Consider the following 13,470-nt stretch of genomic DNA (forward strand, 5'->3'; position numbering starts at 1 on the left):
ACCATAACACTCTGTATGTATGGCACATCCACCTGCCGGCACCGGAGTTGTCTCCGTGCGTTTCCATAGCGTTTGACACCCGCAACACCAGCCCGACGGCCCGGGAGCGGTGGAAACCGTCCCTCGATGGATTCCAGCGCCTTGTGTCGCGCTTTCCACTTTTCTCTTTCGGATGCCCGTGTATCATCCGCGCCATGCTCCGCCGCTTCACCAAGCTGCTGCTCACCCTGCTACTGCTGGCGGTCATCGCCGCAGTGGGACTGGTCGTCATCGCCCTCAACGTGGAGGATCCGCTGACATTCGAGATTCAGAGCCAGCAACCCACCACGCCGGGAGACATCACAGGCCCGAACGCTCGCGAGGTCCCCAGCGGTGCCGGCGCCACCACCCTGAAGTGTGAGGTGAAGAACACGTCCCTCTTCCCCATCGAGTTTCTCCCCACCACCTCCCTTCTACTCCCGGCCAAGGATGCCGCCACCGCCTTCCTCCCCGCGTCGGAGGTTGAATCTGTAACCGTCCGCCTGACCCCGGGACAGACCTACCAGGGCAAGCTCTACGGCCCCCAGCCGCTCAACCCAGCGGACGTCCACACCTTCAGCTACGACTGGAACGTGCGCGGCCAGAACGAGGCCCGCGCCATGCTCCGCTGGCTGGATGAGAACGTCTCCTTCATCCCCGACTCCTGGCTCGCCAGCCTCTTCTGGCACACCGAGCCGCGCACAGGCCGCGTGAAGAACGTGGCCGTGCCCGGTGCCGGAAGCGGCAGTGAAAAGACTGCAGACGCTGCCCCAAGCACACCAGCAACGCCGGAGACGACCGAGAACAAGCCGATTCCCTAGCACCACGCGGTGCGACGCCGGCAGTAGAACAGGAAGTCATGAACCTCGGACCCACCCCTCCTTAGGAGTTCCGTCGGTTACGACGCGAAGTTCGTAGGGGCCCGCAGAGCATGTTGCTTCAGGTTAGGGATACATTAGTGAGTCTCGTGTTACGCCTGACGCGAACGGCGAGTATAACCGCTTTGGAAACAGTCCTTCGGTCTATCACCTCGCGCACCAAATCAGCCGGTAGGGAGCCGCTGCGCCGGCCTCCTAACCAGAGCGGGCGGAGGCGGGGCGGAGCTTCCGGATGAAGGCAGCTTGCCACACGTCAGTTCCTCACCGCCTCCGCCCACCTTATCAGGAAGCCGACGCAGCAGCTCCCACCGAATGTTTTTTGAAGCAGAGATCTCAGCGAGTTGCGCCCGCTTTCGGCTGACTTGCGCAGCTGCATGATTCTCCTGCGGCTGTGGGTCTCTGAAAATGCTTTGGCAACTTCACGAGACGCCTCATCGCTCCACCGTCAGCCCAGCGGGCAGCCATGCAGGACGCGGATATTCGAAGGCCCTTCGGGCTACCCGCCTTCCCCCCTCTCTTTTATCCATCCCATGTACGCATAAACAAACAAACAAACTCACACCCAACAATACACCGGTTGCGAGCCTCCTCCATTTCCCTCATGATTTCTGCGCCATGACACGCGAGACCAAAGCCCTCCTGACCTTCCTGTTGCTGCTGGCGGTCGCGGTGTGCGCATGGAGCACGTGGAACTACTGGGTCCTGCGAATGATCGCGAACCCGCTGCAACTGCGAGTCGTAAAGGTCGAACAGCAAGGAGGCTGGAAGGTGGTTCACCTTGAGGTGACCAATGCTTCATGGTTTGATATCGAATTCCGAGGCGTAGCCGCTGCCTGTCAGCAAAAACCGGACGGTTCCCTCTTCCACTCACTCGTGGAGGAGGACTTCCCCAACTCCGCAGGTGGGCTGTGCCGACTCTCTGCGGGGGAAACTGTGACCGGCACATTTCGCAAATGGGACCCCGTAGCGTGCTCGTACCACTACGAGTGGGAGCCTCAACCCGTGAACACAGCCCGGAGCGCAGGCCCGGGGCCGAAAGGAAAGCTGCCAGAGGGGCTGGCCAAGTTCATCCAAATGTCCACGCCCATATATGAACAACCGGGTGTCACCGAAGAAGTCCTCATTCCGGGAGGCCCCCCCGTACCCGCCACCACCGACCCCGAACCGCAGGCGCGATAACAAGGCACCCACCGGCCCAGCAGGCCCGTTAGCCTAAGCCCCACCAGACAGGGTCAGACCCCAGACCAGCAACCATTTGCATCCACCGTCTCTTGGAGTATGGACAACACCCCCCTGTTCCCGACGTTCCCGTGACCCTGGCCAATAAAATCACCCTGGGCAGAATCTGCCTGATTCCGGTCTTCGCCTGCTTCGCCCTGTACTATGCGCACAGCGTACGTGAGGGACGTCCGGACGACCGGCTGTGGGTGACCACGCTCGTGATCTTCGCCGTGGCGGCACTGAGCGATGCGGTGGATGGCTGGATCGCCCGCCACTACAACCAGACCTCACGGCTCGGTGTCATCCTGGACCCCCTGGCGGACAAGCTACTGATGTTCGCCGCGGTCCTCATCCTGTCATTCAGCGACTGGCCGGTGAAGCTCCCCCTCTACTTTGTAGTCATCTTCTTCGGCCGCGAAGTGGTGGCCATCGCCGGGGCATTCATTGTCAATCACTTGGCTGGCAAAGTGCGCATCCAGCCGCACTGGACGGGGAAAGTGGCCATTTTCCTGCAAATCGTCACGGTGAGCGTGGGCATGCTGCAGATCCACGTCGTCATCCCTTGGGCGGCGGCGGCGGCCACCTTCTTCTCCGTCATCTCCTTCGCCATCTACGTCGGGGACGCCATCGGCCAAGTGAAAGCTGCCGGCCACGGCAATCCCGACCCGCCGCCCGCACCCTGACCCTGATCGCTCTGATCCCGCCAGTTCCTGAGGCCACAGGAGCATTTCCGGCGTACACTACTCCCCTCCCCACCGCCTTCATTCTCATGGACGACTACGATATCGACAATCCCCCTCCCCTTCCGACCGCGACCCCCATGGTCGCGATCGTGGGTCGTCCCAATGTGGGCAAATCCGCCCTCTTCAACCGCCTCGCGGGACGAAACATCGCCATCGTGCATGACCGCCCCGGCGTCACGCGCGACCGCCTCATCGCCACCTGTACGAAGGCCATCGCGCCCTTCGACATCATGGACACGGGAGGTATCGGCGAGAAGATTGAGGACGATTTCTACCAGCAGGTGCAGGCGGAAGCCCACCTGGCCATGGACGTGGCGGACCTGATTCTCTTCGTGGTGGACGGCGTGGCCGGGCTGACCCCTGTGGACTTGGAACTGGCGAGAATCCTGCGCAAGACCACCAAGCCACTCGTGCTTGCCATCAACAAGATGGACAGCGAAAAGCGCCGCATGCATGGCGTGGACTTCGTGAAGCTCGGCTTCGAGGACAGCATCGAGGTGAGCGCTGCCCACGGCGTGCGCATTGACCAGCTCGTGGGCCTCCTCGGAAAGCGACTGGAGCTCAAGCCCGCCGTTCGCACCCGGGAAGCGGATCGCGAGACCTTCATCAAGAAGCAGCCGCTGAAGCTCGCCATCGTAGGCCGTCCGAACGCGGGCAAGTCCTCCCTGGTGAATGCCCTCGCCGGAAAGAGCCGCACCATCGTGAGCGATGTGGCCGGCACCACGCGGGATGCCATCGATATTCCTGTCGAGCACCGCGGCCGGAAGTACCAGCTCATCGACACCGCCGGCATGCGCCGTAAGGCTAAGATCCACGACGAGGTGGAGACCTTCAGCTCAATGCAGGCGACCAAGAGCATCAAGCGCGCAGACATCTGCCTGCTCATGGTGGACTGCAGCAACATCACCATGCAGGACCGCAAGATCGCCAGCATCATTGTGGAGCAGCAAAAGCCCTGCATCCTGCTGCTGAACAAGTATGACCTCTTCCACCCTGGCATGGGGCAGAAGGACCGCCTGGAGGAACTCATGGAGCAGGCGGGCCGCGAGTTCTTCTTCATGCGCCACGCCCCCTTCGTGGCCCTCTCCGCGAAGGAAGGCCAGCACCTGGACAAGGTCTTCAAGGCCGTGGTGCAGGTGGAGGAAGGCGCCGCCAACCCGCCCGGCACCGGCGTGCTGAACCGCCTGCTGCAGCGTGCCATTGAGAACGCCCCCGGCACCACCGGCCGCAGTGGCAAGTCCTTCAAACTGCTCTACGCCACCATCAAGAAGGAAGACAAGCCGCCGCGCATCCCCGTGCCGCAGATTGTCCTTTTTGCGAATCGGGCGGACAAACTCCAGGAAAGCTACCTGCGCCACCTGGAGGATGTCATCCGCACCGGATGGCCCGCCCCCGGACTCCCCTTTACATGGGAAGTGCGTGGAAAGACGAGGGGTGACAAGCCCAAGCCCGGCGGCAGACCGAAGGCCAAGGCTCCCAAAGGCGATGCGGAAGAGGTCACCGACAATCGTCCCAAGCACAACCGCCCGACCAAAGGCACCGCCGCCAACGTGTGGGAGAAGCGGCCCAAGAACCGCGTCACGAGAAAGCGCAGCGTCGGAAAACGCAAGGGCGGCTGAGCCAATCAGGCGACGCTGAATCGCTCACAGTTCTAGCGCGATCGTTTTTACGTCGAGAACGTCAGAACGATCGCGCAATCCCAATTTCCAAAACTCTTGGCGTCTTCTATCGCCATGCATTGAACCACGCCTCTTCGGAAGAAACGTGGCTTTGCCAATGTGCCTCAGGCTGTCCTCAGCGTGAAATGTGGTAGGATCCCTAAGGCACCATCCCCCTATAACTGAAGAACATTTGGTAGGGGGCCGCTGCGCCGGTCTCCTAATCAAGTGGGCGGAGGCGGTGTGGAACTGGTATGTGACAAGCCGCTCGCACCCGGCTCCGCCCCACCTCCGCCCGCTCTAGTTAGGAGGCCGACACAGCAGCCCCCCCCACCGATGTAACGGCGTGCAAAGCAATAGACCAATGGAACGTCCGCACTCCCTAAACGCGCCTCGATTCCTGAAGGCTCGCCCAGCAGAAGTCTTCGAAAGCGCGACTTTCCACGCGGCAACCATGTGAAGTCAAACACGTAAAAGCCGTCAAAACATTGCTTTCGCAGGAGACAGTTTCAATCGTGAAAAACACATGTATTAATCTTATTTTTAATAACTTTATCATGTTTTTCATTGAAATTTATGAAGTTATAAATCGAAGTTCGCAGAGCCAGCTATTCAACCATCGTTACGTTTCGTAATTCACTGACACAAAGCCCGTTATTGATTCCATTGACACGCTTCACCGCGTTTCCCGCACCGATAACACCAAAGACACCTCCAACTACGATGTGCAGGTCGTATGAGGCCGACTACTCACCACAGAACCGTAAAATGAGCCACCCGTTCACACGGTAGGTAGCTGGGTAAAAAGTTCCCCTGGAAGCTCGGCATGCTCATCATTTTCATCCTCGGCAGCTTGCCAGGACCGAAACGCAAACGATAAACCGAACCGCTGGCGCTCCCCTGTTCCCAGCGCACGCCCGCATTACGTTGCGTTGATTCTCCTCTGTCGGCACCCTTTGGCTTTGCAAAGCCCCCGCCCTTCGGCATCATCACTTCCCATGACCCGCGCTTCCTTTTTCCGCATCACCCTGCTCCCGCTTTTCACGGCGGCTGCGGCGATCGTGCTGCCACTTTCCGCCACCCCCTCGTTTGCCCAGGCTCCCGGCAAGACCAAGATTGTTCTCATCGCGGGCGTGAAAAGTCACCCCAGCGGCCAGCATGAATTCCGCGCCGGCGGCACCCTCCTGGCGCGTGCCCTCAATGAACAGAGCAGCCTGCCCCTCGATGTGGTGCTGGTCACCGAAGGCTGGCCCAAGGACGAGTCCGTCTTCGACGGCGCCAAGGCCGTGATCTGCTACGCGGACGGCGGCGGGAAGCACCCCTTCGTGGGCCACTTGGAAAAGGTGGACTCGCTGGCCAAGGCGGGCGTGGGCATCATGTGCATGCACTACGGCGTGGAAGTGGTGCCCGACCAGGCAGGCAAAGAATTCACCCGCTGGATTGGCGGCTTCTATGAAGGCGGCTTCTCCGTGAACCCCCACTGGGATGCCGCGACCGAGGCTGCTCTGGACCACCCCGTGGGCCGTGGCGTGAAGCCGGTGACCGTGAATGACGAGTGGTACTTCCGCATGCGCTTCCCCGAGCCTCCCGTGCACAGCACCCTGCTGAAGGCCACCCCCACCCGCGCCCTCATCAAGCGCTACATCCACTGGAACGAAGGCGCGGACGCCGAGCTTGGCAAACCCCAGACCCTCATGTGGGGCGTGCAGCGCCCGGACGGAGGACGCGGTGTGGGCTTCACCGGCGGCCACTGGCACCGGAACTGGGCCATCGATGACTTCCGCAAGGTCGTGCTCAATGCCATCGTCTGGACCGCCGGACTGGATGTGCCCGAGGGCGGCGTGAAATCCCAGCCCATCACCGAGGCCCAGCTCAACGAGAACCTCGATGAGAAGACCCCCATGGAGCACGTGAACCTTCCCTCGCCCAAGGACCTCACCCTGCCCACCGCCGAGCCTGTCGGCAATCGCGGCCCCGGCGTGAAGCCCGCCGCCCCTGCCAAGCCCACATCCGCGCCCGCTCCTGCTCCCGCAAAGCAGCCATGACCCCCCCTCACGGCACTGACGTATCCCAAGGCATGGAGCATTCCCATACCGGCAGCCACGGTGATGATCACGATCACGGGCATTCGCACAGTCACACGACGGCGACCCGTGAGCGTGAGCCCATGACCGCTCAGGTGTCTGCCAAGCTCGTGCAGGAGACCATCTCCCGCTGCCGGGCCCTCGGTCTGCGTCGAACCACCGCGCTGGAGGACCTGCTGAAGGCGCTCCTCGAATCCCCGCGTCCCATGACCCTCGGCGAACTCGCCGAGTCCAAGCTGCTGAAGAACCGCTGCGACCGCGCCACCGTCTTCCGTCTCCTCGTCCGCCTGGAAAAGCAGGGCATCCTGCGCCGCCTCGGCCTGCACGACCGCTCCGCGTATTACACGGTGAACCTGCCGGACGGGCACCACGATTACCTCATCTGCACCGAATGCGGCGCGATTGAGCAGCTCGACATCGCCTGCCCCGTGGAACAACTCGAAGCCCAAATCGCCCGCGACTCCGGCTTCCGGAAACTCTACCACGAGCTCGAGTTCTTCGGCGTGTGCCCGAAGTGCAGTTGAACGGCTAAGGAAGTCGGGTCTCCTGACCGGACAACGTCCGGCGGGTTTTCCTACCCGCCATCCAACGTAGCTCGCGAGTCCCTTCGCGAGTTCACGCTGCGTGACCGACTCTGGTTAACCGCAAAGGGGCAGAGAGGCAAAGGACGCAGAGGATGGGAGGGGGCTGGCGTAAAGGCACATCATAGCTATGCGCGCTAGCCACACCTCGACGCGAGAGGAGGCAGAGACGCGCAGTCATCGTCAAATCCGATGCCAAGGTTCATGGCATCACTGCAGCCCTGGGAGCGCTGGCCTCCGGCCGGCTGCTTCTATCGCGTCACTCCGCCCCATCACGCCTGAGCGTCCTGTCGTTCAAGGAGCGGCACTAGCCTTAGTGCCGGTGGTGGGCAATGGTGGGTGCGGAGCCTTGAGAACCGCTAGGAAGGCGGAAGAACACGCCTCACATTCGTCACCCTTCACGCTGCTACTCCCACCACAAGACGGCACTAGGCTAGTGCCGCTCCTTGAACAGTCGGCCATTCACACACAAACGTAAAGACTCCCTCCGCATCTCTGCCACCTCCTGCGTCGAGGTGCACCATCCTCCAGGCACATTCACGACCCCAACACCAAACCCCTCTCCAATCCTCTGCGTCCTTTGCCATTCTGCCCCTTTGCGGTTAACCGGAAACGTCCCTGTAGTTCTCCCCCACCCCTGACCTGACTCCGATTCCCCAACTTGCACGGAGAATCTGTTGCAGCAGTTTCGTAGAAATGGTGTTGTGTTAATGATCTAAGTTCCCGTTCCCGTCCCTCTCCGCAGCTTCATGGACTGGCAGTACCCTTACCTCCTCCTGCTCATCATCCCGGCGCTGGCGTTTCTCGTGTGGGCGGAGCGGAAGTCGGCGCATCCCATGCCGGCCTCGCGGAAGCGGGTGCTGCTCATCGTGCGGGCGCTGGGGGTCATCCTCGCGCTGGCGGCGCTGGCCGGACCGGCGAAGGTCATCACCAGCAACCGCCGCGCGGTGGTCGTGGCGGTGGACGTCTCCCAGAGCCTCGGCCCCGAGGGCGTGAAGTCCGCCCTCGACCGCGCCGCCACCCTGCGGTCCTCGCTGCCGAGCGACACAGAAGTTTTCAACGTGGCCTTCGGCGACGAGACCCGCCTGCTCAGCGACGCGGACCTCAAGGACGCCAATGCCAACGCCACCACCGGCGCCATCGCGGACATGCAGAAGAATCACGGCGCGCAGAGCCGCTACGCCGCTGCCGTGGAGTATGCGCGCGCGCTGTTCCCCGCCGGCACCTCACGCCATGTGGTGCTCATCGGCGATGGCCATGAGACCCGCGGCAGCCTGGTGGAGTCCGCCCGCGGCGCCGCGTTGGCGGAGGTGCAGGTTCATGCGATTCCCGTGGCCGGCCCTCGCAAGCCGGATGTGCGCGTGCGCCAGCTGGTGCCCAGCCAGTCCCGCCTGCATGAGGGCGCCGCGCTCAAGCTCACGGTGGATGTGGAGAGCACCATGGATGGCAGCGGCGTGCTGAAGCTCTTCGAGAACGGCATGGAGGTCGAGCGGCGCAACGTCACCGTGAAGGCCGGCCAGCCCCTGCAGGAAATCCTCACCCGCCACCCCGCCACGCGGAACATCTACAAATACCGCGCCGTGCTGGAGGGATTCAACGGCGATGCCATCCCCGCGAACAACGAAGCGCTTACCCTGGTGGATGTGCGCGGCCGCCTGCGGCTGCTCTATGTAGAAGGCGATGCCAATGAAGCGCAGTACCTCATGCAGGCCATGGAGAAGGAGGGCATCCAGCTGGAGCTGCGCGCTCCCGGCACCATTCCCGCCAGCCCGCAGGAACTCAGCGGCTATGATGGTGTGATACTTTCGGATGTACCCGCGCACAAGCTCGGGGAGAATGTCATGGTCGCCATCCGCGATTACGTGGACAAGCTGGGCGGCGGCTTCATCATGCTCGGCGGGCCGAATTCCTTCGGCGTCGGCGGCTACTTCCGCACCCCCATTGAAGAAGTCCTGCCCGTGCGCCTGAAGGCCCCGGATGAGGAGGAGAAACAAAGCAGCGCCCTCGCCCTGGTCATCGACCGCTCCGGCTCCATGTCCGGCGAGAAACTGGAGATGGCCAAGAGCGCCGCCATCGCCACCGCCGAGGTGCTCACGCGCAATGACAGCATCGGTGTGTACGCCTTCGACTCCGAACTGCACGTTGTCACTCCCATGACACGCCTCAGCTCCAGTGCGGCGGTCGCAGGCCAGATTGCCGGACTCACCAGCGGTGGCGGCACGAATGCCTACCCTGCCATGTCCGAGGCACGCAACGCCCTGCAGCGTGTGAAGGCGAAGATCAAGCACATGATCGTGATGACCGACGGCCAGACCAGCGGCACCGGTTATGAGTCACTCGCCTCGCAATGCCGTGCCGAGGGCATGACCATTTCCACCGTGGCGATTGGCGATGGTGCACATGTGGGCCTGCTTCAGGCCATCGCCAGTCTCGGCGGTGGTCAGAGCTACACCACGCTCGATGCGTCCAACATCACCCGCATCTTCACGCAGGACACGCTCATCCACACCGGCCGCATGATTCGTGAGGATGCCTTCACGCCCACCATGTCCGAGCGGCATCCCATTCTCGCCGGCTGGGACAAGTTCGAACCACCGCCGCTGCTGGGTTACGTGAAGACCCTGCGCAAGAGCACCGCGCAAGTCCCGCTGGTCACCGACCTCGGTGATCCCCTCCTCGCCCACTGGCGCTACGGCCTCGGCAAGGCAACGGCCTTCACCAGCGACGCCAAGAGCCGCTGGGCCTCACTGTGGATCAGCCGGTGGAACGGCTTCGGTCAATTCTGGTCCCAAGTGCTGCGCGAGACCGCCCGCCCTCCGCAGGGACAGAACATGGACCTGCGTTGTGAAATGGAGGGCGATGAAGCCAAGGTCAGCGTGGACGTACTGACCGATGCCGGCACGCGCGGCAATGAAGCGCGTGTCACTGCGGAGGTCTTCTTCGTCTCCGCCGAGTCCCTCGGTGCCCCGCTCAAACCCGTGCAGTCCCTCACCTTACGCCAGAGCGGTCCAGGATTGTATGCCGGCAACTTCAAGCCGGACCAGGCTGGCGTCTATCTCGTGCGAGCGCAGAGCGGCGCCCAGATGGTGACCGCCGGCATGGTGCACAATCCCAGCGGCGAGCAGAGCCTCGGCACCGTGAATGACACGCTGCTCCGCGAAGCCGCGCAGATGACCGGTGGAACCTATCTCGACAAGGATACCAAGCTCGACCTCGGCAGCGCCAAGGCCCGGAAATACCTGGAGCTCTGGCCCCACCTCGTGATTGCCCTGCTCGCTCTCTTCCTCATCGATGCCATCGTCCGCCGCTGGGAACACGTCACCGGCATCTGGGACATGGCGTTTGGGGGAATGAAGTCTGCGGGGAAGACGAAGACGGCGCTGTGAGTAGCCGCAAAAAAACGCAAAAGGGCGCAAGAAGTTGAGGTTCTTGGGCACAGCTACCTCATCTGAGGTAGCATCATCCTGCGAGTAATCCCTTTTTGAGTTTTTTGCGTCTCTTTGCGGCTAAATTAATTGAGGTCTGCATCCCCACAGACACGGAGTCACTAGGAGTCGGTGAGAATCGTCACCCTGCCTCATCACGCATGAGTGGCCTGTTGTCCAAGGAGCGGCACTAGCCTTAGTGCCGGTGGTTGGCCATCTGGGTGCGGAGCCTCATTCTCAGTGAACGAAACACGCGCACGCGATGCGGCGATTCAAACACCACATCGCGTGCCACGCTGCATGACGGCACTAGGCTAGTGCCGCTCCTTGGACTGTCGGCCTTGTATGTGAAACGGCGAAGCGACACTCACTCATTCATCAGCCGCACCAGCTGCCGCAGCCTTCGCCTTCTTGCCCTTGCCTTTCCCTTTGCCACCCTTCTTCTCCGGCGTGGGCTGTCCCTGCTCGGTGTTCGGCGTGGGCATCGGGGCTTTGATTTCCTGCTGCCAGGTATGCAGCTTTTCAAGCAGCGCCTTTGCCTTCTCCGGCTCCGTCGTGGCGAGGTTCTTCGTTTCGCCGATGTCCTCCTTCAGGTTGTACAGCTCCACGCGTTTGTCTTCCATGAACTCCATCAGCTTCCAATCACCGCTGATGACCGCGGCCACGGGCGTGGTGCGCCAGGAGTTCTCCCCAGCACCGAGATAGCCGGGGAAGTGCTGATAAATCGCCTCACGCTTCAGCTTCGCGGTGCCGCTGCCGCTGACATCACCGCCTCGGAAGAGCGGCACGAGGCTTTCACCATCCAGCACCTGACCCTCGGGAGCCGTTCCCTTCGCAAGCTCCAGCAGCGTGGGGAAGATATCCACGTGAATCGCCGGCACATCGCTGGTGCTGCCGGGCTTCACCACCCCGGGCCAGCGCACGACGAAGGGCACGCGCGTGCCGCCTTCATACAGGCTTCCCTTGCCACTGCGCAGCGGGGCATTGTCGGTGACGTCGCCCGCTTTCTTGATGCCCTCCCGCGCATAGCCACCCACACCACCGTTATCACTGGTGAAGATGAGCACGGTATTCTCCGCGAGCCCCAGCTTCTCCAGCGTCTCCATCACACGGCCCACGCTCTCATCCACACTGGCGATCATCGCGGCGTACGTGGGATTGTCGTGCCCACCGGCAGGCGCCTTCGGTTTGAAATGCTCGATGAGGTCCTTCTTCGCCTCATGAGGTGAATGCACGCCGAAGTGCGGCAGATACAGGAAGAAGGGCTTGTCCTTGTGGCGCGTGATGAAGTCCACTGCCTTGTCCGTGAGGAAGTCCGCGAGGTACGCACCTTCAGGCACCTCCACCTCGGGATTCGTGTTGAAGTTGAAATGCTTCCCCATGCTCACGATGGCTTCATCAAACCCACGCTCGCCGGGATGATGCGCGCCATCGTTGCCGAGATGCCATTTGCCGAACATGCCCGTGGCATACCCCGCCGCCTTCATCGACTCAGCCACGGTTTTCTTCTCCAGCGGCAGTTCATCGACGTTGTCCACCGGACGCAGCGGGCGCGAGCGCCAGTCGAAGCGCTCAATCCCACCCACCGTGTACACGCCGGTGCGCGGGCCATACTGCCCCGTCATGAGCGCCGCGCGGGTGGGCTGGCAGTTCTGGCACTGATGATAACTGGTGAGCTTCATCCCCTGCTCCGCAAGCCGGTCGATGTTCGGCGTCTCGTAGTACTGGCTGCCGAAGCAATGGACATCCGTGTACCCCAGGTCATCCGCCATGATGAAGACGATGTTGGGTGTTGAGGTGGTTGCAGCAGTGGTGGTGGCTGATGTCGCGAGAGCAGCAGCGCCGGCGAGAAACGCAATGGCGCGGGAGATGGTGGATGCTGCGGTGATGACGAGTCGCTTGAACATCGCGGGTGAACGGAGGTGGGGGTGGGATCTTGCGGGGGAAACATGCGAGGTGGGTCAAATGATGGAGAACGAGAAGTATCCAACAACGACAGTGGTTCGTTCTCATCAGGCACCTGGAGGAAGGGCTTTGCGTCGTGGAGTGCGGGGGCAAGCGCTAAGGCGCGACACCGCTTTGAACGAAGCGACTGGTGTTCCAACCGTGTTTGTGTATCCAATACCTTCGATAGCCCTGCGCCTTCACCCTGACCGACATCCCTGATTCCAGAAGCCAGGTTGCTTTTGCGCATCCATGCAATAACCTTCACCAATGAGCGCAGGTGAAAAAGTCTCATGGCCACATGCTCCAACGCATCGGCTGTTGGAAGGTGGGGCGTACTTCGTGACTGCGTCCACCTACGAAAAGCAACATCACTTCCGCGGCAAAGGACGACTTTCACGGCTGCATGACAACCTGCTGCAATGCTGCCTCAACTACGGTTGGAGGCTTCAAGCGTGGGCAGTCTTCTCCAACCACTACCACTTCGTTGCCCATTGTGAAGACCGTGAATCCGCTTCGAAACTCCCATGGATGCTGGGCCTGCTTCACGAACAAACCACCAAGCAGGTCAACCATGAGGACGGTGTAGAAGAACGCAAAGTCTGGTACAACTATTGGGACACGTTCCTTAGCAATCAGCGTTCCTACTTTGCGAGGTTAAACTACGTCCATCAGAATCCGGTCAAACATGGATTGGTGAAGGTAGCCTCCCAGTATCCTTGGTGCTCGGCATCATGGTTCGAGCGGACATCTTCACCTGCACAGGTCAAAGCAATCTACCGATTCCAGACAGGCCGGGTGCAGGTGAAAGACGACTTTGAGCCATCCGTGGACTGGTAGTGCTTTACGGAGCCATTGGGATTTGGAACGCGCGGCCAGAGTTGGCACATCAGTCGCTTCGTTCAAAGCGGTGTCGCG

9 protein-coding genes are annotated in these 13,470 nt (G+C 61.6%); 8 read left to right on the forward strand and 1 reads right to left on the reverse strand.

Annotated features, from left to right (window positions below; all coding sequences use genetic code 11):
• The first annotated feature begins 194 nt into the window (after positions 1-194).
• From G5S37_RS19365 to G5S37_RS19395, 7 genes are all read left to right on the forward strand, one after another.
• Entirely contained in the window at positions 195-839 is a 645-nt protein-coding gene (locus tag G5S37_RS19365) for a hypothetical protein (protein WP_165206094.1), read from the forward strand.
• A gap of 672 nt (positions 840-1,511) precedes the next feature.
• Positions 1,512-2,075 (forward strand): hypothetical protein, encoded by a 564-nt coding sequence (locus G5S37_RS19370; protein WP_165206095.1) that lies wholly within the window; start codon positions 1,512-1,514, stop codon positions 2,073-2,075.
• 131 nt (positions 2,076-2,206) lie between these two features.
• A complete protein-coding gene (locus G5S37_RS19375) occupies positions 2,207-2,800 on the forward strand; it encodes a CDP-alcohol phosphatidyltransferase family protein (RefSeq protein WP_165206096.1) in 594 nt (197 codons plus the stop codon).
• A gap of 86 nt (positions 2,801-2,886) precedes the next feature.
• Positions 2,887-4,479, forward strand: a complete 1,593-nt coding sequence (gene der, locus G5S37_RS19380) for a ribosome biogenesis GTPase Der (protein ID WP_165206097.1) — start codon at positions 2,887-2,889, stop codon at positions 4,477-4,479.
• Between the two features lie 1,037 nt (positions 4,480-5,516).
• On the forward strand, positions 5,517-6,563 hold the full coding sequence (locus G5S37_RS19385; protein WP_165206098.1) for a ThuA domain-containing protein: 1,047 nt from the start codon (positions 5,517-5,519) through the stop codon (positions 6,561-6,563).
• Positions 6,560-7,126, forward strand: a complete 567-nt coding sequence (locus G5S37_RS19390; RefSeq protein WP_240914679.1) for a transcriptional repressor — start codon at positions 6,560-6,562, stop codon at positions 7,124-7,126. The genes G5S37_RS19385 and G5S37_RS19390 overlap by 4 nt, the downstream gene beginning before the upstream one ends.
• Positions 7,127-7,932: 806 nt before the next feature.
• Positions 7,933-10,569 (forward strand): VWA domain-containing protein, encoded by a 2,637-nt coding sequence (locus tag G5S37_RS19395; protein WP_165206099.1) that lies wholly within the window; start codon positions 7,933-7,935, stop codon positions 10,567-10,569.
• A 410-nt stretch (positions 10,570-10,979) separates the two neighbouring features.
• Here the strand turns inward: G5S37_RS19395 and G5S37_RS19400 are convergent, their stop codons facing one another.
• Positions 10,980-12,515: a sulfatase gene (locus tag G5S37_RS19400; protein WP_165206100.1), complete on the reverse strand. Its 1,536-nt coding sequence runs from the start codon at positions 12,513-12,515 to the stop codon at positions 10,980-10,982.
• A gap of 379 nt (positions 12,516-12,894) precedes the next feature.
• Here G5S37_RS19400 and G5S37_RS19405 point away from each other — a divergent pair, with 379 nt between their 5' ends.
• Complete coding sequence (locus G5S37_RS19405; RefSeq protein ID WP_206026062.1) at positions 12,895-13,392, forward strand: hypothetical protein; 498 nt, start codon at positions 12,895-12,897, stop codon at positions 13,390-13,392.
• Positions 13,393-13,470 lie beyond the last annotated feature (78 nt).

This window comes from Roseimicrobium sp. ORNL1 (assembly GCF_011044495.1).
Lineage (GTDB): Bacteria > Verrucomicrobiota > Verrucomicrobiia > Verrucomicrobiales > Verrucomicrobiaceae > Roseimicrobium.